The sequence below is a fragment of the Oceanobacillus sp. FSL H7-0719 genome, from assembly GCF_045040795.1.
GTDB lineage: Bacteria > Bacillota > Bacilli > Bacillales > Amphibacillaceae > Oceanobacillus.
In genome coordinates this window covers 1-23,170 of the sequence record NZ_CP150301.1, presented here as the reverse complement: position 1 = coordinate 23,170, position 23,170 = coordinate 1, and the positions used below count along the sequence as shown (strand labels likewise).

20 protein-coding genes and 1 pseudogene are annotated in these 23,170 nt (G+C 34.7%); 8 read left to right on the top strand and 13 right to left on the bottom strand.

Features of this window, described 5'->3' with window-relative positions; genetic code table 11:
* Window positions 1–189 precede the first annotated feature (189 nt).
* Window positions 190–297, top strand: coding sequence for a putative holin-like toxin (locus NST93_RS00105; RefSeq protein ID WP_405100012.1), 108 nt, complete (start codon window positions 190–192; stop codon window positions 295–297).
* 952 nt (window positions 298–1,249) lie between these two features.
* On the opposite strand, the gene NST93_RS00100 is transcribed toward NST93_RS00105, so the two are convergent.
* The 4 genes from NST93_RS00100 to NST93_RS00085 all read right to left on the bottom strand — a co-directional run bounded on the left by NST93_RS00100 (window position 1,250) and on the right by NST93_RS00085 (window position 6,879).
* Window positions 1,250–2,884, bottom strand: coding sequence for a GIY-YIG nuclease family protein (locus tag NST93_RS00100; protein WP_405100010.1), 1,635 nt, complete (start codon window positions 2,882–2,884; stop codon window positions 1,250–1,252).
* Window positions 2,885–2,960: 76 nt separating this feature from the next.
* The gene (locus tag NST93_RS00095) at window positions 2,961–4,097 is read right to left on the bottom strand and encodes a hypothetical protein (RefSeq protein ID WP_405100008.1); all 1,137 of its coding nucleotides are present in this window, start codon (window positions 4,095–4,097) and stop codon (window positions 2,961–2,963) included.
* Window positions 4,087–4,935: a hypothetical protein gene (locus NST93_RS00090; protein ID WP_405100006.1), complete on the bottom strand. Its 849-nt coding sequence runs from the start codon at window positions 4,933–4,935 to the stop codon at window positions 4,087–4,089. Before NST93_RS00090 ends, NST93_RS00095 begins: the two co-directional genes overlap by 11 nt.
* Before the next feature lie 3 nt (window positions 4,936–4,938).
* Window positions 4,939–6,879: a hypothetical protein gene (locus tag NST93_RS00085; RefSeq protein ID WP_405100005.1), complete on the bottom strand. Its 1,941-nt coding sequence runs from the start codon at window positions 6,877–6,879 to the stop codon at window positions 4,939–4,941.
* A 574-nt stretch (window positions 6,880–7,453) separates the two neighbouring features.
* Here NST93_RS00085 and NST93_RS00080 point away from each other — a divergent pair.
* Window positions 7,454–7,852 carry a (deoxy)nucleoside triphosphate pyrophosphohydrolase gene (locus tag NST93_RS00080; RefSeq protein WP_405100003.1) on the top strand — a complete coding sequence of 133 codons (399 nt, stop codon included), beginning with the start codon at window positions 7,454–7,456 and terminating at the stop codon, window positions 7,850–7,852.
* Between the two features lie 105 nt (window positions 7,853–7,957).
* Window positions 7,958–10,863, top strand: a pseudogene (locus tag NST93_RS00075) (DUF3427 domain-containing protein).
* A gap of 459 nt (window positions 10,864–11,322) precedes the next feature.
* Here NST93_RS00075 and NST93_RS00070 read toward each other — a convergent pair.
* The 4 genes from NST93_RS00070 to NST93_RS00055 form a co-directional block, all read right to left on the bottom strand.
* The gene (locus NST93_RS00070; protein WP_405100001.1) at window positions 11,323–11,673 is read right to left on the bottom strand and encodes a hypothetical protein; all 351 of its coding nucleotides are present in this window, start codon (window positions 11,671–11,673) and stop codon (window positions 11,323–11,325) included.
* Window positions 11,674–11,795: 122 nt separating this feature from the next.
* Window positions 11,796–12,971 (bottom strand): DUF4145 domain-containing protein, encoded by a 1,176-nt coding sequence (locus NST93_RS00065; RefSeq protein ID WP_405099999.1) that lies wholly within the window; start codon window positions 12,969–12,971, stop codon window positions 11,796–11,798.
* Window positions 12,972–13,484: 513 nt separating this feature from the next.
* A complete protein-coding gene (locus NST93_RS00060; protein WP_405099997.1) occupies window positions 13,485–13,784 on the bottom strand; it encodes a hypothetical protein in 300 nt (99 codons plus the stop codon).
* Window positions 13,785–13,790: 6 nt separating this feature from the next.
* Window positions 13,791–15,077, bottom strand: coding sequence for a lipase family protein (locus NST93_RS00055; protein ID WP_405099995.1), 1,287 nt, complete (start codon window positions 15,075–15,077; stop codon window positions 13,791–13,793).
* Window positions 15,078–15,193: 116 nt separating this feature from the next.
* Here NST93_RS00055 and NST93_RS00050 point away from each other — a divergent pair, with 116 nt between their 5' ends.
* The 3 genes from NST93_RS00050 (at window position 15,194) to NST93_RS00040 (ending at window position 16,412) form a co-directional block, all read left to right on the top strand.
* Window positions 15,194–15,472, top strand: a complete 279-nt coding sequence (locus NST93_RS00050) for a hypothetical protein (protein WP_405099993.1) — start codon at window positions 15,194–15,196, stop codon at window positions 15,470–15,472.
* Window positions 15,473–15,622: 150 nt separating this feature from the next.
* Window positions 15,623–15,979, top strand: coding sequence for a DUF1433 domain-containing protein (locus NST93_RS00045; protein WP_405099991.1), 357 nt, complete (start codon window positions 15,623–15,625; stop codon window positions 15,977–15,979).
* Window positions 15,980–16,076: 97 nt separating this feature from the next.
* Entirely contained in the window at window positions 16,077–16,412 is a 336-nt protein-coding gene (locus tag NST93_RS00040) for a hypothetical protein (RefSeq protein WP_405099989.1), read from the top strand.
* 275 nt (window positions 16,413–16,687) lie between these two features.
* On the opposite strand, the gene NST93_RS00035 is transcribed toward NST93_RS00040, so the two are convergent.
* From NST93_RS00035 to NST93_RS00020, 4 genes are all read right to left on the bottom strand, one after another.
* The gene (locus tag NST93_RS00035) at window positions 16,688–18,220 is read right to left on the bottom strand and encodes an AbgT family transporter (protein ID WP_405099987.1); all 1,533 of its coding nucleotides are present in this window, start codon (window positions 18,218–18,220) and stop codon (window positions 16,688–16,690) included.
* A 524-nt stretch (window positions 18,221–18,744) separates the two neighbouring features.
* Entirely contained in the window at window positions 18,745–18,906 is a 162-nt protein-coding gene (locus NST93_RS00030) for a hypothetical protein (RefSeq protein WP_405099985.1), read from the bottom strand.
* A gap of 71 nt (window positions 18,907–18,977) precedes the next feature.
* Entirely contained in the window at window positions 18,978–19,115 is a 138-nt protein-coding gene (locus NST93_RS00025) for a hypothetical protein (RefSeq protein WP_405099983.1), read from the bottom strand.
* Between the two features lie 209 nt (window positions 19,116–19,324).
* Window positions 19,325–20,473, bottom strand: coding sequence for an ArgE/DapE family deacylase (locus NST93_RS00020; protein WP_405099981.1), 1,149 nt, complete (start codon window positions 20,471–20,473; stop codon window positions 19,325–19,327).
* A 374-nt stretch (window positions 20,474–20,847) separates the two neighbouring features.
* Between NST93_RS00020 and NST93_RS00015 the strand changes: the two genes are divergently transcribed.
* Window positions 20,848–21,141, top strand: a complete 294-nt coding sequence (locus NST93_RS00015) for a hypothetical protein (RefSeq protein ID WP_405099979.1) — start codon at window positions 20,848–20,850, stop codon at window positions 21,139–21,141.
* A gap of 106 nt (window positions 21,142–21,247) precedes the next feature.
* Here the strand turns inward: NST93_RS00015 and NST93_RS00010 are convergent, their stop codons facing one another.
* On the bottom strand, window positions 21,248–21,658 hold the full coding sequence (locus tag NST93_RS00010; RefSeq protein ID WP_405099978.1) for a hypothetical protein: 411 nt from the start codon (window positions 21,656–21,658) through the stop codon (window positions 21,248–21,250).
* A gap of 566 nt (window positions 21,659–22,224) precedes the next feature.
* On the opposite strand from NST93_RS00010, the gene NST93_RS00005 reads away from it, so the two are divergent.
* Window positions 22,225–23,148 carry an AEC family transporter gene (locus NST93_RS00005; RefSeq protein ID WP_405099976.1) on the top strand — a complete coding sequence of 308 codons (924 nt, stop codon included), beginning with the start codon at window positions 22,225–22,227 and terminating at the stop codon, window positions 23,146–23,148.
* Window positions 23,149–23,170: the final 22 nt, after the last annotated feature.

Below are 23,170 nucleotides of genomic sequence, written 5' to 3'. Positions count from 1 at the left end.
AGGTCAGCATAGAAAATGTGTGACAGTCTCTTCTTGCCAACTGAAATTTGACACCTTTTCTCTAACCAAAAAGAAAACATTCGTTCCATTTAATCTATTATTCAAATTAGTCCTATGCTATAATCTATACAGCAACTACATAAGTATAGTGGGCGGTTAACCATCTTCCTATAGAAGGGAGGTGGTTGGATGACGACGTATGAAGCATTAAATCTAGTAGCGCAATTTAGCTTAATCCAAATAGCGATACTAACATTAATTATTTCTATTGTCGTTTTCCTATACAAAAAGAAGTAACCGCCCCCAACCAGGTTAGCGAGTACTTCTTCTTGTAGATCATCATAATCTTGGTTAGCCGCTCTTTATGCGGTTTGTAGTTGTCGGTGCTGAGTAGTTACAGCTATTCAGCACCTTACTCTTATTATAGTATAAATTTATTTTATTATACTGTCAATTCAAATCAGATGACGATTCCTTTCCCTTAGAAGAACGGAGGGAAAAGTTGCTTATCCAAGTTTCCTTTTCAATAAGCGGACCGACCACCTGTCCCTCTGTCCTTAAGAAAAGTCACAAACATACACTAACTAATTCCTTTGGAACGAAAAAGTTTGCAGTAAAAATATTGCCGGACAAACATGATATGCCTGGTGCTTTGATAAATATGGGGAAATAACTGTACTTAAAAACTCATAAAATTACGACGCCCTTATGCTAAACTTAAGTGTTACATTTTTAGTGGTTTATTTTAAAATCAAATTAGAGTATACTTTAAGTAGAGATTCATAATAATATAAGAAAGCCACTCCATGCTGGACACATGAAGCGGCGAAGCGTGTAATAGCCCTTCAAAGGGGCTGCTCGCTTGGAGTCAAAAATAACTCCCCTTCTGCTTGCGAGGCTTCAGGGTGGTTGTTTTCTCTTTTCTGACAATATAGATACAATGAGTGCTCCAAATGTAAGCATGAGCATAATTGATTCAATATTGTCATAAGGCATCACCTCCTTTCCTTTAAATGGAAAGAAAGGTTTTTGCATTTTTAAACTTGATATAAAATTCAGTTTTTGAGTACGGGATAACCGGCTGTACCTTACATTATTTGTTTAACCATTTTCAAACAGTTTATTATAAAACTATAAAATTTTCACCTTTTCCGTTTGAATAACTGACATGTACACATGATCAATCACCAACTATATGCTCTCTGACAGACAGATCTATACCTGGTTTTAAAATTTTTTTCCTTGTTATTCACGCCACACCCGACTCTTCCATAGCTAAAGTCTGTTTATACTCTGACGCCAGCATTGTCGTTACAAACTCAACAGTAGGGTCTATGTCTTCAACTATATCTCTTAGATTCTCTATATCTATATTAAAGAACTCTTTGCGGTAATTTACTTTATTGACCCTTTGATCATTTAATTGGTTATGCAGTTCACGTTCTAAACCTACTGCATCATCACTAAAAATCATTGCATGAACGTCAAATCTGAATGGAACTGAAGCATCTCCTAGCTCATCAACGCGATCCTGCGGGTTTATTCTTCTCGTCATTCCAATTTTAAACACTTCTTGGCCAAAGGAGCCTAAGTTAGAAATCACATAAACATATCCAGCCTTACCAAGTGTAAGACTAGCGATCTCTTCTTTCTTCTCATCAATATTATTCATTTGGCCTTCAAGCTCTTTTAAACGTTCCTCTAATTGGCGGATTTTATCTTCATCTGTTTCTTCTGCCAATAACTGCTTATTTCTATTCATCTCTACTTGGAACTTCTCTTCTTCCTTCTCAAGCTTTTTACGTTCTGTTACAAGTTGTTTTCTTTCTTGTGCTTCTTGCCTCATTTGTTCTTTTATTAATTTCTGCTCTTCTTTTTCTCGTTCTCTGTATACATAATACTTATATTCAATTTCGACTAATTCGAAATACAGCGGCTCTATTTCTGTCAAAAACTTAGTTATAGTTGGCAGGATATTCTGATTTCCACCACCAGAGATTGCCAGATATTTTGTAATAATATCTTTAACTGACTGAAGTGTTTCATCTTTTTTATTATATTTTAATTGGAATAATAACAATTGCATTTCAGCCTGAAGCCCAATAATCATTAAATTATATATTGTTCTATTGGCCTTTGTCGTATATCTATCCTCATATTTACTAAGCACATTTTTAATTTCCTTTTCCGTTGCCTTAGATAGCTTCCTTAATTCCTTCGAATGGTCTGAATGCAGGTGAAGTCTAATAACCGTTCCTAATAGAGTATCTTCTGTTAATTGCTCATTCAGCTTTTCTATCTGATTTTCAAGACCTGCGAAATTAATTGTATGAGGGAATCTGGCGTCAAAATTCTTTAATCCAGTAACCTCAGATTTAAACTTCCTTGCCTGGCTTTTATATCTGTTTACCTCTTTTATTAATTTATCCCTTTCTTCAGTTAGTCCTTCAATATTCTGTGTATATTCAACCGTTTTTTCTATGACCGATTGTAAATTTGCATTTGCATCTGCAGTCAGTTGTTTTGCTTCCTTATTAACTTTCTGTAATATTTCTTCTCGTTCTTTTTTTGAAGCTTCTTCAGCTTTATCTTTAATATCTTGTATAAAGCTTTCTTTATCGTCCAATATTGAATTATTTTCCTGAATCTCTTTGTCTATTCTTTCCAATTCAGATATTTGCTTGCTCAATTTTTCATCTTTTTCTCTTATTGGCATATTCAATAATTCATCTTCTTTTATTAAATTATAAAATTCCTTTCTCTTTTTCATTTGAATAACTAGCAATATAATTGCTAGGATTCCTGGAATTATAAAGACAGTAAACATAGAGACGATACAAATCGTAATAGTAGAATACCACCACTTATCACGATGCACAGACATATAAATCCCTCCTATTTTATTTGAATTCATTTCTTGTAAATATATATACTACTAACGAACCTGCTAATGACCTTTACTATTTACCATTCCAAAACCAAGCTGGTCTTTTTTTCGAAGCTCTGCCTCCACGTGGCTTAAATCTAAAATGTACCCCTTTCTCTTTTAAAGGTTCCAAATGTGTTTCGATCCCTTGATTACCAATCACCCAAAGAGATCCTCCTTTGCTGCGATAATCTACATACTCCAAATTTTGGCTCTCTAAATAAACTAAAGTCTCATCTTGATTAGGAGTAAGTACTTTTTCGTTCTTTTCTTTAACTTGAACTGATGACTGGCTCTCTGGCACATACACATCTTCTTTGTTTTCATTCTGTTGCGAAGTATATACATTTGCAGCCGCAGTCTCAGCAACCGCTTCATACTGTTCAGGATCCTGCTTTGCTGAATCATATTTTTCCACGGAAGGTAGCTTAGATAAATCATAGTAATAGCCTAAATACATGATAAATAGTTTTTTCAGTTCTTCTTTTTCAAGCATTGGCGACATAACTACCGGGTAACTTTTGTTAAATTCGAAGATTACACGTCTTCCATACCGTTCATCATCCCCAAGATCTTCGCGACCCTTGATTTTTGCTTTCATAACCTTCGAAAGCTCTAATTCATCAATAATATCTAATATATGAATTAGAAAAATATCATTTCGGAATATCCCATACTTAATGATGTAATTATAGAGGTCCAGGTTTTCTATAATTAACTCGTAATATCTTTGGCGTTCTTCCCCACCCCCGATATTATCGTTAATATACTGTGCACCAAGTATGCTTTTATAAATGTAATTCTCCCAATCAAATTTCTTTAGGACAACAGTATTAAACTTATTTTTTCCTTCTTGAACCTCGGGATATTTATCCAAGATATATTCCCGCTTCTGTGTTACGAGCAATGAATGCCAAAATGTCTCATCAAGCAATAATTCCCGCTTTGTTTGCAAATAAGACTGGGAGATTACCCGAAAGGCTTCCAGAAAGTCTTGCTTTTTCTGTTCTTCGGTCCCTTTCGCCATATATACTGGAAAATCCGGAGCCTGACTAATATATACTTTTTCGCCAGAGAAATACTCATCATTCGAATTTATTTTATCATCTAAAAAGTCCTGGTAAAATGCTTCATTTGTCTTATAGCCTTTTGCCAATAGTCTAATTTCCATTTGTAACCATCTCCCCTAATGCGACAGTATACTTTTCAATAATCCTGTCAGAAATCATATAAATGACTTCATCAATATTATCATTATTTAATTCTGTTACCATTTTCTTTTTCATCAGATTATAGAGTTTTAGATCTAAGGCACCTTCAGGCTCATCGATACTTTCGATATCAATATCTCCATCCTCACTATTATTGAGGATAAAAGCTTGAAGTGCTTTTGATAAACCTGTATAGATATAAGGGTTATTTAATACATTACTCTTCGGTAAATGATTAAATTGAAACTCTGGCTTTTTGTAATGAATAATAATCGTTTCCTGTCCCAGCTCGACCTTTATATCTGATTTCAAGTTCTCATCCATTTTCTTCTCAAAGAGTTCAAAAGGCTTTGTAATGCTGCCATCAAATGTGATGACATTGGAATACCCTAGTAAAGTGAATTTCGGTACGGTCACTTCTCCTCTAAATTGATCATAAAATGCGCTTAAATTTTCATTATCAGCAAAATTTATATCTTCCAAAGCTTGAATATGCAGCTGAACAGATGTACGTTTATTCAATGAAATACGGGATTTATGAATTTTAATTATATTTTGTCCCTGACTCAATCTATAAAATTTATTATCCTTTGATTGAATGATAAGAAATAGTTGGGCCTTTCCCTTCCGTAATTGTTTCTTCATAAACTCTGAATCAATCTCGAAGCTGAATTCAAAATGGTAGTAATCTGCATTTTCATTTACATTGACATCAAGATCAAAGTAGTTTTCAGCATAACTATTCGAAGTATTAGATAAAACAGGATACGGGAAGTTTGCATCTTTTCGATAGATCATCTGTTACACCTCCACATAGTAAACAAATTTTAATGATCGATTGAAATTGTTTTTCAAGTTAAACTGAAGCTTAGCAATTCCATCCTTAATCTGAACATCTTTTATGACATCCTTATTATAAGAACAGAAATTTCCTGTATGGATATCTAAAATCTCCTCGTAACTGTTATGTATGTTAAATTCGTCGTCATACTCTACACCCATTCCATCAATGATTGATAGTGATATGTCACAGGTAGTTGCCCCGCCCAACTGATCACTGCCTGTAAAATCGAATTTGATCATTTCACGATCCTGTAAGATTACTCTTTCCACCATCTCTGGGTGTGCACTATAACGTTCTTTTCCTTCGTCGCTATCATTCAGAGTTTTATCTTTTGCCTTCTGCCATTTGAGAGGATCTCGTTTTCTTTTTTGCGTAACTTTTTCACCACTAGCCGCTTCACGTTTATTTTTCCTTTGGTTACGCTTTTCTTTTTTCGATTCTTTTCCAGAAGACTTAACAAGAGACTTTCCGTTCGTTACTCTGACTGTCCCCATTGTTTCCTCTAAATCTTTCTTAAATTGTGTTTCCACAATATATAGAATATCTTTGGTCTCCATTAAACCGTCTGTCTGGTTGTTCTCCCTGATTGCTTCATCAATTTCCTTCGCAATTTCTCTTGATAGATTATTTATAAATCTAGTAGCCTGTTTCTTTAGCTTTGCATCATTAATATGATCCTTCGATAGTTTTGTATGGGATTCGTTTTCCAGGGATTTTAAATATGCATCTTCTTTTGGTCCGCCAATTAGTACTGCATTAAATGGCTTTGTCGCATGACCTTGGACAATAAAATCCTCTATCTTCATTCCAATTGTCCGAACAATAGCCACTCTTCCTTTGGGAATCCGTTCATCATATCTAAAGTAAAGATTGAAATGGAAATCCTCTTCTTTATTAGAAACAACGATCTCTTTTGATGATGCATCTAAGTATGTATCTAGATATAAAGGTGTAAATTCCTTCTTTGCCTCAGTAATTTCTTGATTATAGTATTTCTCATTTTTCATATACGTAAGGATCGTATCTTTTGTAATCTTCTCCTCGTTTATATGCACTTCCAATTTATTTTTTAAGATCGAGATGAAAAAGCTGTCACAAACACTTTTAATGATTGCAACCTCATCATCGTATTCCTTCCTGAAATAAGGAATAATAATTCGTAACCCTCTCGTGTCTTTTTTAAATACCTCATGGAAGTTATTTTCATAGGGATAAAATTTCGAACGATTATTTGCACCATCATGTTTAATATCTGCAAAATATCCGGTCGACCGGTATGTTTGGCCTTCAAACTCATGCTCAATTAATTGTACAGTGCCTCCTAAGTGCTGGTCGCCGTTTGCATCGCAATTCGCAAAATACATCACATGCAGATCTGATGCCGCATTTGAAGCTATTTTACCGACTCCATGAGATCCACCTCTTGAAATCTCAACTTCATTATTTTCCTCTTCAAAATGGACCCCTTTATTGTAGGCATATATTCCCCACGTGTCTTTTCTCGACCCGCTTTGTCCATTTTTAGCACCTGTAAGCCCTCTCGTATTAATATCTTCAAATGAAATATAACGAACTTCATCCTGGTCAAGTTTATTTTTCATATGGTCAATCGTCTCTTTTGTATAACTATTACGACCTTCCAAATTTAAAATCCGTTCTTTCACATTTTCTATCCCAGGAACATCATTCTGATTTATACTGCCTGTTTTTATCTTCACAATAACTGGACCATCATAGTCCAATACGCGCCCGTCAAGTGAGTTTTGTATATTTTCTCTTGTTAACCCATTGACCCCAAGATCAAAAAAGCGCTCTAACGACCTATTAAAATTTGATTCTTCTATATTAGGAATCTCTGAGAATTTCCATTTTTGTGTTTGATCCGTTTGTAAACGCATTGCTGCACCTCTTTTGGTTGGATTTTGTTTTGGTAATTAAAAGCTCGCTCTCTTGGTTTGCTATTAGATTTATCGGTAGCCTAATAACAATACAGGAATATGGCACTAAGCTTTCAATCTTAAGTAAATATAAGCCCTCATCCCCTCATAGGTCTATATTACCATATTTTTAGCAAATACTGATTAAATTTGTGAATAAATTGATTCAAATATCATATAATTTTATTATAGCTATTATCCTATACAATTATTTGTAAGGAACTTGCATTCCCCTTTCAGCATAATCTATCCATTAATTTAGGTCGTAGTGATGATTCAACTTAACTGTGTTGAAGAATTCTTTTGCTCACTAATATATGTTGATTTATAGTACACTTCTACTTGATATTCATAAAATTCACGGCAAAAATCCAAGAGAGCATCACACCAACGATATCTGGGATTTGACAAAATTTTATATTACACTTTAAAATATAAAGTTTAGATTAGTGTAGTCGTTTCTCTTTATTCTCTCCCCCTTAAAATAATTTCATGTTAAACTAAAAGAAATAAGAACCCACTTTAGGAGGTCACAATGATGAAGAATATATATGTAGTCGGAGCAGTTATAATTAATGATGGTAAAATTCTTTGTGCGCAAAGAGGGCCAAATAAATCTCTACCTTATAAATGGGAATTCCCTGGTGGGAAAATAGAAAATGACGAAACACCCCAAGAAGCATTGCAACGGGAGATTCAGGAAGAAATGCATTGTCAAATTGAAATAGGTGAAAAAGTAGAATATACCGCCTATGAATATGATTTTGGAATTGTACACTTAACAACATATATTTGTAAACTAAATGACGGTAAGCCTCAATTAACTGAACATGTAAATATAAAATGGTTAGAGCCAAATGAACTTGAATCTCTGGATTGGGCACCAGCTGACATTCCAGCGATTAAACGTTTAGCACATGAATTAGTTTTTTAATCTTTTATTAAGCCATTCTCTTTGGAATGGCTTTTTTCTTTGCTAATATATCTTATTATTAGTAAAATAATCCCAATAAGTTATAAGGAGTGAACAATACTAACTATGGAAGATTTTATGGACAATTTGAAGGTATCATTACATCGCGGATTTATAGATAAAAAATATGCTAGCACAAATCGCTATGTTCCACAATTACTAGTAAATGATTCGAAAAAAAATAAGAATGTATTAACCTCTCTTCGCGAGGAACTAAATACATGTCATTCGTTCACTTTTTCCGTTGCATTTATAACAGAAAGTGGACTAGCAACTTTAAAATCATATCTATTAGATTTAAAAAAGAAAGGAATTTCCGGACGGATCTTGACTTCGACCTTTCTACACTTTAATCAGCCAAAGGTCTTTAAAGAATTGTTAAAGCTTACAAACGTTGAAGTAAGAGTAACAAATATAGAAGGCTTCCATTCCAAAGGCTATATCTTTCAGCACAATGACTACTATTCATTAATAGTAGGAAGTTCAAATCTCACTGCACATGCACTAAAAATTAATCATGAATGGAACGTAAAGCTTACTTCCCATGAAAATGGTGAGATTATTCATCATTTCAAAGATCAATTTGAACATATCTGGAATAACGCTATAACTTTATCAAATAATTGGATACATACATATGAACAAAGTTACAAACCACTAGACTATAAGCTAGGGGAAAAAGTAATTGAGCTACCGACGGATTATCAGGTAAATCCTTTACATGAAGCTTTACAAATAAAGCCAAATAAGATGCAACAAGCTGCGCTCAAAGAAATTCAAGCTGTTCGCGAAGCTGGAAATCATAGGGGACTAGTAATTTCAGCTACCGGTACTGGTAAAACATATCTTTCAGCATTTGATGTAAGAAGATTTGCCCCACAAAAAATGTTATTTATTGTACATCGAGAACAAATTCTTCAAAAAGCAAAGCAAGATTTTCAACGAATTTTTGGGGGAGTAGATGAGGACTTTGGTATATTGTCAGGTTCAAATAAAAATAAGGATGTAAGGTACTTGTTTGCCACAATACAAACAATCTCAAAGTTAACGACTCTTCACCAATTTGATTCTAAAGAATTTGACTATATTCTTATTGATGAGGTTCATAAAGCTGGTGCTATATCATATCTACGAGTAATTGATTATTTTAAACCTAAATTCCTAATGGGAATGACAGCTACTCCTGAGAGGACCGATGATTTTAATATCTATGAGCTATTTAATTATAATATTGCTTATGAAATCCGGCTACAAGAAGCTTTAGAAGAAGATATGCTTTGTCCTTTCCATTATTTCGGGGTAACGGATATAGAGTATAAGGGCGAATTAATTGATGATACAACTCTCTTTTCTCACTTAGTTACCGAGGAACGTATTAACCATATTATTAATAAAATAAATTATTATGGCTTCTCTGGAAATACAGTAAAAGGGCTAATGTTTTGTAGCCGTAAAGAAGAAGCTATAGAGCTCTCCAAGGCATTAAATAGAAAGGGACTCCGTACAGTAGCATTGACTGGAGATGATGCTCAAGATGAAAGAACTTATCAAGTTAATCGTCTTGAGAATGGATCTCTTGATTATATTCTAACTGTAGATATCTTTAACGAAGGAATTGATATTCCAAGCATCAACCAGGTCGTTATGTTAAGGCAAACTCAATCTAGCATTATATTTATACAACAGCTAGGACGGGGACTAAGAAAACATGAATCAAAAGAATTTGTAACAATAATTGATTTCATTGGTAATTATAAAAATAACTATTTAATCCCGATAGCCCTTTCAGGTGACAAATCACTTAATAAGGACAATATCCGTAGAAATACGGTAGAAACCAATTATATCAACGGGATATCGACTGTTAATTTTGAAGAGATTGCTAGAAAACAAATATTTAAGGCAATTAATAGTAGCAGTTTAACTTCGATGAAAATATTGAAGGAAACCTTTGTTGAATTAAAGAATAGAATTGGTAGAACTCCCTATTTTATTGATTTTATAGAAAACCATTCTATTGATCCTATCGTTATTGCAAGTAAATATAAAAATTATTATCAATTTTTATTGAAAATGAAAGAAGAAATTCCGTTAATTAGCCCTTATGAAAACAGTGTACTCAATATGCTTTCTCTAGAGATACTAAATGGAAAAAGGCAGCACGAGTTAATTTTACTTGATTTACTTTTAAATAATGAGAAGGTTGCATCAAAGTAGTATCTAGAAAAATTAGAAAAATCTAATTGTCGAATTGATGAAGAAACACTTCATTCCGTTCAACGTATTTTTGATTTATCATTTTTCTCTCAAGTAGATCGGAATAAATATGGAAACATAGCAATTATCACATTGAATAATGATGGATACTATCATTTAAATGAAATAATTCAAAAAAGTTTAAATGAAAATTCATTCTTTAAACATTTATTCACAGATATTTTATATAGTGGGTTAGAAAAAAGTAAGAAATACCAACCTGACAAGCAACTTACACTATATGAGAAGTATACTAGAAAAGACGTCTGCAAATTGTTAAACTGGCATAATGATGAAAGTTCAACTATGTATGGCTATAAAACAAAACACCTGACTTGCCCAATATTTGTTATCTACCATAAAGACGATGATGTAGACTCAAGTGTTGCTTATGGAGATGAATTTATAAGTTCAGAAACTTTTAAATGGTATACTAGAAGCAACCGCACATTACAATATGAGGAGGTTCATAAAATTATAAATGCGGTTGAGAAAAAAACCATATCCACATGTTTATAAAAAAAGATGATGACGAAGGTAGTAGTTTTTATTATCTCGGACAAGCAAGGCCAGATAAGTCCTCAGTAGAACAAGACAAAATGAAGGATAAAAAAGGAAAAGAAATACCGGTAGTTCATATGAATATGATAATGGAGAAACCTGTTGAAAATAGTTTGTATCACTATCTTATAGACTGGAATGTTAATACAGATTAAATGCCAAAGCAAAATAAAAGGGAGTGCAAAATAACTTAATAGAAGAGAGCATAAAGCTCCCACATCGTAGTTTATTTTACACTCCCAAACTTTACATTTGATTATAAATCAGTATACTTCTTACTTATTCCAACGACTTTTCCACCAGATACTTTCGTCTATTTTTTCGATATTATCCTTTATAGCTTTTTCCACATTTATCTCCAGGAAACTACAGGAATTTATGCCACAAACCTTATGTGAAACCAATCCATTGTAATTAACATTGCACCATTACAGAAGATTTGTCTCTAAGACTTAGGTTTCGCATATTCTACATTAGGGTGTACCAGTTTTGCGAACATATAAAAGTAAAACGAACTGCAGAAATAATAAAATGAATGAACATTACATTAAAAATTAAAATAGCGGAGATTAGTCAGTGCAGCATACACCAACCCATCCCCACTATCCTTAATTTCACTCACCCAAAAGCTCTATCGTATAATTCCCACGGGAAGTTTCCAAAGCCAATTTCTCCCCATCAAATTGATAAGCTGCATCCTCTTCCAATGGTATCTCAAACTCATCTGAAGGCAGCTGTTCATAGTTATCCTCTGTGGTTTCAATCATTCCTGCGCCATTTAATTGCAAGGAATGTCGGGGTTCATAATCATCGATACTAGAGCCATTTTCATAAGAAATTGCATCTAAATTGATTAATGTTTCATCACGGTCTTCCAGTTCATGCTTCACGACTTTTACTCTCTTGCCGCTCCACTCTCTTAATAATTCATTAAATTCTTCAATTGTTAACGAGCCCTTCTTCATATAATCCCTCCTGGTTTTACAATTTCCTTTTCGATAATAAACTATACCCGGATAACTGAAGGAAGAATCGTCCAATCGATGATTTTATATTATTTTTGAATAGGTTTATTTCTAAAAACACTTCAAACAAGCTCTTTCATTAACTTCTCCTGCATCGCTTCTAATTGCTGGAAAAAGCTCTCCACCCTGCCTTTACCAACCCGTTTGTATTTACCAAGGATCAGCAATTCCTTTGGCAGCTGCCGAATTTTATAAATGCCGTCCGCATTAAGCTGGTCAATTAATCCAGGCATCCCAGTGAAGTTTTCCTTATTGATATCAATATCACCTAAATCCTCTGTTACGACGATTTCACTTGATTTATGAAATAAAAACAATTCGCCGGGACGATTGATAACAAGCTTCTTTCTTCTCATTTCCTCTGCAACAAATTCCTTCAATTCATAAAAGAATGTTTCAGAATGGGATTCCGTATAACGCGTTATCCTCTCATGAAAAGCGACTAATGACTTCGGCAGCTCACTCATAATCCTCGCTTGTTCTTCGCCGCCCAAACGAACTAAGAAACGCTCTGATTCTTCAAATCGCTGTGGCAGTAAAAAAGCATCCCTTAGGAAATAAGGAATATCCACAGAATCATTGCCATAATAAATTGTTCGGACTGGGATAAAACCAGGTGCTTCCTCCATTGTCTCGATTACTGCATCCTTTTCTATCACCAATTTTTTCGTTCTCTTCTTTTTGCTTTCTTCCGGTCTCGCATCGTGCATTTCTTTTTCTGTACCCTTTGGCTTCTCGCTTTTCAGGGACTCCTTTAATAAGTCCTCGATTTGTTTAAATCGGAGCGCCATTTCTTCTAAATCATAATCATGCTCCTGTTTCATGATGGGATCAACATAATCCGGCACCACGATCACATAGGACTCATACACTTCCACAAACCATTTTACAATCGTATGGATATGTTCCCAAGCCGTGAGTGACTCGGAGAACCTGAATTGACGCGTATCATGTGCAGCCTTATTTCCTAATTTCCTTACTTCATGGAAGGCATTTTTTACTTCTTCCGTAAGCAAACCTATATCATCCAAGCCTTGAATACGTTCATTAATACTTATATATGCCCCATTTGGCATATTTTCATGTATCATTACTTTTTCAAGCAATACCTCAATAAATGTGCGACTATGTGTCAGCATCGAACGCGGACTAGTGTAAATTGCTTTTTCTAATTCATAAAGTGTCCGAGCGAATTCTTCTGAGATCTCTTCTAAAAATGCATAAAAATACTTTCCCATTTTATTCCTCCGTGTAGCAAACTAACTCTCATGTAGTTTAGCTAAATCTATGTACTATAAAAATTTGGATTTGTTGTTAAGCACCCTGTTTAATTATTAGAAGCACAAATCATATTTACTGCTTCATCCGTCCATTTTACCATATTCTTTGAGCAAGATTGATTAAGTTGGCTGAAATAGCGAATACTAAATTTTGCTATTCATTCTATTTAATTTTAAATGAAAGTCTGTAATAAAAATGGCTTTCCAAGTTTTTGAATTAGTGAGAAAATCAACCCGCAATTGGTGTACACAAAAACAAACCGTGGTATAATAACCACAGAAATTCATACAATATTAAAAACCATCCCACGATCTAACATGGAACGGTTCCAACAGACCAACCCCATCAAGAGGCTCACATTTTTAGGAATAATCTCTCAGGAGCGCCGTGCAAGCACATGAGGGTTTATTTTTTCTATCGGACACAAAAAACAATTTACGTACCCAAAGAAATTATAAAAAGCATTCTTCTTATAATTTAATATTATCTCGTGCAACTTGACGTTTCATATTGAGGTATGCAAGGTCTAAACGATTCTTATTCAACCTTTCTATCAATGCCTGTTTTGCTTTACCATCAAATTGTACACGAATAGAATCGAAATACTCTTCGTGTTTATCATAGAGGTCTACCCCTTGAAAACATTCATCAAATGACTTTTTATATTCATTTGCTTTATCCTCTAACGCTGCCCTTATATGTTCTTTAATTGCTTTCTTTTGTTCTCTTCTTTTTAATTGGTCTTTCCACCATTCCTCAAAGTCTTCCATATAGCATCACCCCTTTAGGCCTAGCCAATTTGCAAGTATCTTATCTGTATTCTCAAAATCATTAGCCATTTTTTCCATATTAAATGCTATCTCTCCGGTATCTTCTTGTATTCTTTGTAATGTAACAAGAATATCTTCCATATCATGTAGATCAAATAACATTGGTGTTCCATTCTCCATCGTTACTAGCTCTCGAAATACATCCTCCACATCTGCCGGTGTTAACCTATCATAGTTACCAGCACCTGTCGAATTCATGTACATTTTTTTAAGTTCATCCATCTCATTGAAGTGCATATCTAATAACTGTTCAATAGATCTTTTGCGAATCTTTAAAACCTCTTCACTCATTTGCATTCCTCTAGCATAAAAGCGCATTAACTCGGATTGAATTAGAACTGAAAATCCACTTATTCCAGAGTTTTTAAACTCCAATGGTGATTTGTTTACAGCTAGTGATAATTGACCTTTCAACGTTTCATCATATAATGATTGAGGATTAAAGTAACCTTCGTCGTTAAACAGTTCTGGATCTAAATAGTTGGCGATACCATGCATTTTTAAACCTAAACCACTCGTATCCGAGGGATTATTAATATAGTACATACTGCCAATAGGGACTTGATAGTATGTACTGACCAAATCTTTAGAATGAATATAGGAGATAATTTGATCTTTGAACGCACCATTTTTAACCTGTTTTTGTTCATCTTTTGTTAAAAGATTAAATACATCTGCAGCAGCGAATGTTACTGCATGAGAATCGTACTTTACGGCAAAGTACTGAGCAAGTCCCCCTCCTAAAGAGTGACCAGTAAATGTAATATTTTCCGCTCCATATTTTTTTACATATGTACTGACAACTTTATCCCCTTCCGTAAATTGATTTTTATTTATATGAGAAATAGTTCCATCGTTATTTAACTTAGCCGAACCAGAGGCAATCAAGGCATCCTGTCCGGGACTTCCAACATACGTTGTATTTCCGCGGGAATTTTTGGTATAATCAGAATTACCAAGAATAACTCCGTGGATGTCTTCCCTAATATCACCTTTGTCAAAATCACCAAGACCATTGAATTCTGTACCACGGAAGCTAATGACAAGTTCGTCTGTACCTTCTTTTTGGAGGACATAACCATCAAGACCAGTATCTTTATCTTTGATGGACTCGATTATATCAAATGTAATCCTTTGTCCATTGATATTATTGATTCTGATATTACTTTCAACGTCATCATAAGTTCTATCAGAGAGTATACCTAATTCATATTCTGTTAATGACAGAGCCATACTAAATTATACTCCTTTCATTTAATCAATGTAAAAAGAGGTGTTTATTTTTGAAATTGAATAAAAATTCATTATACTTTTCTTTTTTATTTATTATACTATTAGGAGGTTGTGTTGTGAACCCTGGAAACAGTGATTATGACGAAGAAACAGTTACAAAAGCAGAACAGACTGCTAAAAGTTATATTGAAAATAATTACCAAGATATCGATTCTATAGAATTAGAAGAACCGCACCAATCACCTATGGGAAGTTTAGTTATGGAAGGAACTGTAAATAAAATGCACGGCTTTACAATTAGCTTAAATGGTGACTTTAAAGTAACAAGTGTTGGAGAAAATGATGGGTTCCCTAAGTTAAAAGAAGAATGTAAAGACCAAGTATGTGATTATTGAATAAACGTTTCCTAAACTCAATTAAACCGCTTCAACTATATAGAAAAGCATTCCTAATCAATGTGGTTTTCAATCGATTTGGATAACCAAACAATTTTTCTACAAATTGTTAGCAACGGTAAATGTATAATCATTGAGGAAGTGCTAATAATGAAGAAATTATTCTTTACGCTAATTATAAACATGATCACAGTTATACTACTAACAGGATGCTTCTGGAATACAAATAACCAAGATTATGATGATGAAACAATCAATAAAGCGATACAATCAGCGGAAAGCTATATTAAAAACAATTTTAAAGATATCGAGAAAATAGACTTTAGCGATGATCACAGAAGTCCTATGGGAGGATTTACGGTTCGTGGTTATGTAAACGATAATAAGGATGCAAACTTTGATATGACTGTAGAGATAGAAAACAACTACAACATACCAAGTATGGGCATGGGAAAAGGTTTTCCTGAAAGAAAAGAAGAATGTAAGGAAAAAACTTGTGATTACTAATTTTACTAAAATTTTCATTGAAGCTCGAGAAACATAATTTATTAGAATGTTTTATATTTGACTTCATAACAATTCTTTTATTAAAACGGGTGGTAGCATGGACAAAAATAAAACACATTTGTTTATCATAATCGCTGCTGCTATTGCACTTAGCGCATGCATGATGAAAGATTCTTTTGATGATGAAACCATCACAAAGTTTAAAAGTGTTACCGAATATTACATCAAGAGTAACTTTGAAACAATAGAGTCTATTGAAATCGATGACCCTTATATAAGTAAAATGGGTGCAACAAAAATAGATGGTATTGTAAACGGTCAAGGAAGGTTTTCTATAACTTTAAATGATGACTATTCAGTAGCTGGTATTAGTTTAAAAGAAGGATTCCCTGAAAGAAAAGAAGAATGTAAGGACCAAGTATGTGATTATTAACTGTACATCAAAAATATGCATCAATCCGGATAACAGGTCGTATCTGACTCTTCCAATTAGAATGACTTACATATACGGTTAAATTATATCTTGATAAAATAGACTGTATTATAATGACAAAAAAGCGGGCCCTTCAGAGACAAACTCTGAAGGGCCCGCTTTTTAAGTGAAACTTCAATCAGTGGGTTTTTTTTGCATTTTTCCCACTGATTGTTAGTTGAACCAATCGGGCGATTAGGGGCAGTTTATCCCCCTCAAAAATATTTATTTTATAACTAATAAGTCAATGGTCCTCCTGGTCCTAGAGGGATACCAAGCAGCATCCAAATAATTAGCATAATTGTCCAGCCTATCAGGAAGAACATCGAATATGGAACCATTGTAGAAATCAAAGTACCAATACCCATCTTCTTATCATATTTCTGTGCGAAAGCAATAATGATTGCAAAATAGGTCATTAATGGCGAAATAATATTTGTAGAAGAGTCCGCAATACGATAAGCCATTTGTGTCAGCTCTGGAGAATATCCAAGCTGCATCATAATCGGCACAAAGACTGGTGCCATCATTGCCCATTTTGCAGAAGCACTTCCAATGAATAAGTTAATAAATGCTGTAATCAAGATGAACAGCAATATTAACGGGATACCTGTTAAGTTTACACTTGTTAATAATTCCGCACCATATACACCTAATACTAAGCCCATATTGGTTTCATTAAAGAATGCAACAAACTGTCCCGCTGTAAATGCTAGAACAATGAATGTTCCCATTGATGCCATCGTATCTGACATTTGCACTGCGACATCTTTATCACTGCGTATAGATTTCGTTACCATTCCATAAACAAGACCAGGGATAAAGAATATAATTGCAATTATTGGCACGAGTGAACTCATAAATGGCGATTGAACGATTTGGGCCATTGTATCGCCTTCTGTACCACGCAATGGTGCATTCTGAGGCAATACAAGCAGTAATGCGAGTACAACGCCAACAACTGCTGCTACACCAGCCCAGATAAGACCTTTTTTCTCAATAGCTTCAAGGCCTTCCAGTTTTTCTTTATGTTCACCTTTATACGAACCAAGACGAGGTTCTACAATTTTTTCAGTTACCCATGTACCGATAACCGCTAATACAAATACAGAAACTGCAATAAACAGCCAGTTCATTGCTATATTCATATTTTCTGCGTAGGCAGGATCAATAATTGCTGCAGCAGCAATCGTCATTTCTCCTAGCATCGCATCTGTACCAGATAGTAATAAGTTGGCGCTAAATCCTCCAGAAACCCCAGCAAATGCTGCTGCGAGCCCTGCTAATGGGTGCCTGCCAAGTGCTGCGAAAATCAATGCTCCAAGTGGAGGCAATACAACATATCCCGCATCAGAAGCCACACTGGACATAATACCAGCTGTTACTAAGCCTAAAGTTATAAACCGATTTGGGATGGATAAGACGAATCCTCTAAGCAATGCACTTATAAGTCCTGTACGTTCAGCTACTCCTATTCCCAGCATTGTCAACAGTACAACTCCTAAAGGCGCGAAGCCAATAAAGTTATCCGTCATATTTGTGAATATGTACTGAATTCCCTCTGCACTCAGCAGATTTTTAATCTCTACTGTTGTTCCCTCTTCCCCAGGATGCTCCACACTTATCCCCAATGGTTGTAAGGCTGCGGAAAGCAAGATAACAAGCAGTGCTAAAATTGCGAATAATGTTGCGGGATGTGGCAATTTATTACCAAGCCATTCGATTCTATCCAAAGATCGTATAAATAGTCCCTTTTTTTGTTTTGACATACAAAATTTCCCTCCTATACATAAAAAAATAATATTATGAAAATTATAACCGAATTAAATAAGCCATTCCTTTTCTTCCTAAATGAAGATGTACTACGATGACTTCAGGTTAATTTTCTATTCCCACAGTACTCCTGACTCTAGCTAGTCTCTATTAAACTTTCACTATTTAAGACTACTTGAAATTTTAGACACAATGAAAATAATAACAGTTTCTATCAAATATTTCAATCTAAAATCAAGTTATTATAAGATTAGATATTACATCCAATTTTTTCCGCCATTCCATGGACTTAGCGTCTATTTTCAGCTATTATTCAGACTGCTTCATGCTTATTAGATAAAGCAGTCTTTGGATAATATTTTTCAAGTGCAAGACTCGCAACGTTTGGGAATATAACTGACCTGTGCTTGTCAGGTTTTTACTTGCAATACGATGGTGATGAGCCTACAGCACAAAACAGGCCAATCCAGGAATACCCCAGAATGCCCTGCTCTGAATGCTTGAAATAACGAACAATTAATTATCCCCGTTTTCGCTTATTTTTCTTTTGATCCAAATTCAGAAATTCAGTTTCCTCGGCAAACTCTGTATCTCGCTCGTCTTTTGGTGTTGTATCATATTTATTTTGGATATTTCTTTGTCTTCCCTTATCTTTATTTCTGTTCTTATTTTCCTCTGACATGGATGAAACCTCCTGATAATTTTTTTTAATAATGACCACTTGTATATGCCTATAAATCAATTCGATATAAACTATTTATTCTTTCTGCTTACAAACTCGTTTGGTTCCTCGCCTTGTTCTTCATTATAATTTTTGAATTGGCTTTTGCGTCCATTCCGGCGCTCCCCGCTCTGGCTGTTTTCCTTAAATTGTCTTTGTTTATCTGTCATCTTCAGACCTCCTGCACCTATTTTGTATTAGCTTTTGACATGAAGGTAAATATTATTCATGCAAGTTTAACGTACGGTGGATTTGCAATAATCTTTGATAAAATGTTACGTGGTATTTATACATGTTCATCCTCGTGGTTAAATCAAAGCCAAAACAAAAGAGATGACCACAAATCCAGTCATCTCTTTATCGTTTAAAATGCCGTTTCCTATTTCGACAATCCTAAAATCAGCTCTTTATAGATATCAAAGAACACAAAGTAGTATTCTTTATAGACATATTCATCTGTTTTATGTGCCATTTTTGTTTCGCCTGGGCCAAACATCATAAATGGGAAGTTTTCATCTTTATCTCGCAATAAATTTGATGCGTCCGTCACTCCTGGCGAACCTTTAACGGAGATTTGCAAATCTAAATGTTTTTTACCAAGTTGTTTAGCAAGTTCAACCATCTCAGACTGTCCTGAAGTGAAAACGCTTGGTAATGACATGGTCACTTCAACTTGAATAGCAGCGCCTTCCTGATTGTATGTGTCAGCTGTTTGATTGAATAAATCAATCACTTCAGCGTTATCAAATTCCGGAATAGTGCGCACGTTTAGTTCAGCCACGGCTTTTTCTGGGATGGAGTTTACTTGGTTGCCTGCATTGAAAATAGTTGTACTCATAACCAATTTACCTAGAACTTCATTGTTGCGATCGTCGCCATTCAATTTTCCGTTTAGTTCCAGCAGATATTCCATCAGTGGATTAATCGCATTATAGCCTTGATCAGGCATGGAACTGTGTGCTGCTTCGCCAGCAGATGTTACACGCAAGTTAAGTGATCCTTTGTGGGAGTAAATAATCGTGTCATGCGAAGGTTCTGCTACCCACAAATAATCCGCATCATTCATATAGCCTGCTTCATATAATTTTTTAGAACCTGCGCCACCGACTTCCTCCCCTGTTGTTGCCATAAAACGGAGTGTGCCATTTTTTAATTCATTATTTTCTTTGAGCTCGATCATTACTAAAGCAAGGTTGATTAAACCTGCTTTCATGTCATTTGTTCCACGTCCATATAATTTCCCGTCCCTCTCTGTCAAGGTGAATGGATCTGATGTCCACTCGCTTTCATCACCAGGAGAAACGACATCCATATGACCAGAAACGCAAATTACCGGACTTCCGCTTCCAATTTCAGCCACTAAGTTCACACGTGTGTCCGTTACCGGGATAATTTTAGATTCCATGCCATATGAAGCAAATAAGTCTTTCAAATAATTTGCCACTTCAATTTCATTTTCATTAACGGATTTAATCGCTATGATATCTGATAAAATCTTTATCTTTTCTTCTTTTGTAAAATGTTTCATACTGCATCATTCCTCCAATATTTCATTCACCTTCAATGAGAATGTAATTGTATTATAACCAACAATCGATCCAGATAAATGCAGAGCCATTCTGCTCCTTATCCAAGAATTGTTACTTAGATATTTACCCCAAACAAATAGAATTAATTATCTGTTTCAGGATAATATTTCCAGATTACTGTGTTACTATTTGAATATAGGTTATTCAGCTTTAAGGACAGTTTAGTAAGGGGTGTTTCATACTTATACGGAGAGTATGTACTTTAACAACTGTGGATGATATAAATTGCAATAATTACATATAGAAACGCATCGCATTAAATGTGCAGGCAAATCTAAAAAGCGTACTTTCCCAAGAAGGGTGAATTTTTAAAATGAGGACATTATTAGAGCTTCTGCGTATCTTTATTATTTTTATCTTTCTCGGCGGCTTCGGCTGGCTGCTTATAGTAAATATTTACAGCCTTTTCGATGTAACCGAAAATGATACATGGATCGGTGGATTAGCAATATTCATTTTACTCTTTGTTTTGTATAGAAATAAGCTGCAATTCTCTGGCTGGTACAAGGGTAAAGGCAGAAGGAAATTGCCGAGAAATATATCCCTTCCCCTTATCCTTGTCTCTATTATATTGCTTATTGCACCAATTATTTTGGGATTACTATAAAACGAGTGAATTCATGAAGAAAGTCATCATAGAAAAGGAACAGATATCATGTTAAAACTGTTCCTTTTTTTGTACAAATATGTATGTTATAGTTACTTGCACATTCTTAATTGTTATACCTATCAATATAGATTACATCGTGAGACGGTGTTAAATAATCCTCTTCTCCTGTCGAAAGAACAGAACCTTGATGTTCAATTTCTGCATAGTGCATCGCCTTATCATCCTTAATGAAAACCAATAAGAAAATATCGTCTCTCATCACGATGTTGCTTTTGTCTCTATATTTCACACCTAATTGTTCCTCCATATCACTTCTTGAAATGTAAGGGCTAAATAAATGTGCTTCATCCCAGTCAAAAGCTGTTAATTCACTCAAACTAAATTCCTTGTTATCCTTATCTTCAATCACAGAATAAGCAGCTTCCTCTAATGCTGTATTTCGTTGTGCATTACTGCAGCCTGTTAGGAGTATAAAAACTGCAATACTCATTGCTAAAACAACTTTCTTCTTCAAAAAACCCCTCCCCCTAAATTAGTAAGATTGTTTCATTTTGCCGAATTTCAATTATTTCCCTTACAGAATTATAATAGGGCGCGTTCCGGAGAAAAAGCAACCTATATTAAAGTTTACAATTATTATAGTTAATTTGTTCGGAAGAATGTCCTATCGACATGGACTGGTTTGATACGTTAAATGAGCAGAATCGATAAGAGAAAAAGTTTCTTGCCATTTGTATAACTTTTAGTTATCACTTATTATAATTATTATCTAATTGTTTAATACCCAACTTTCTTATAAAATGAAGATAAAGTGAAACTTCAATCAGGGGGAGCTTTTGGATCTCTCCCACTGATTGTTAGTTGAACCAATCGGGCGATTAGGGGCAGTTGATCCCCACATAACATGTTCATTTCTTCTCCATTTTTTAAGTGGGGGATTACTGCCACTTAACCTGCGATAAAGTGAAACTTCTGTATATAGACCCTAAATGATATGCTGCTCTTATTATTTAGCACTGAAAGTTGAGCGACCGCGGAAACAAATTCGCGTTTATCTTTAGCGAGAAATGAGGGTATTATATGAGCTACATCAGCCTCGTCTTTATGGATGTTATCTTACCAATTTTAATATTAATGGCAGTTGGAGCAATGCTGCAAAAAAAGTTCCAATTTCAGCTGAGGCCGATAGCAAATCTTATTACCTATTGTTTCATGCCTGCAGCTGTATTTCTAAATATCTACCAAGTTGAATTCGATCAGCAATTACTTGGTCAGTTAATGTTCTATTTACTATTGTTTTCATCCAGTTTAATACTCTTAAGCACCATTTTATCAAAGGTATTTAAAATTAAGGGAGACGAGCGGACTGCTTTAAAAAACAGTATTTCACTGATGAATTCCGGAAACTACGGGCTGCCGGTCAGTCAACTTATTTTCAGCACGAATCCCTTAGGTGTTTCCGTACAAATTATTATGCTTGTCTTTCAGAACTTGCTAACCTATACATACGGGATTTACAACCTAATCTCTGCCTCAAAAACAATTACAGATATAGTGAAGTCTTTTTTCAAGCTGCCAATCATCCATGCATTGGCTTTAGGGGTTGTTTTTCAGGTTTTCAACCTTCCACTGCCGCGGTTTGTTGAGATTCCTTTAGAACAGCTTGCTGGTGGCTTTACATCCTTGGCACTCATCCTTTTAGGTGCGCAACTAGCTGTGATTCGTTTTCATTCATTTCACCGGGTGATTGGCTTAAGCTTAATTGGAAGATTAATTGCAGGTCCAGCATTTGCTCTCGCTTTTATTCTGTTGCTGGGTATTGAAGGTGTCATCGCTCAGTCATTGCTTATTGCAAGTTCATTTCCAACTTCAAGGAATACAGCTACTTTAGCGCTTGAATACGAGGTAGCACCCGAATTACATGCACAAATTGTTCTGTTTTCCACCCTTCTCAGCAGCATCACGGTAACAGTAGTTATTTATATATCGATGTTATTGTTTTAACAATATTTCCAGGTTTTGCTTA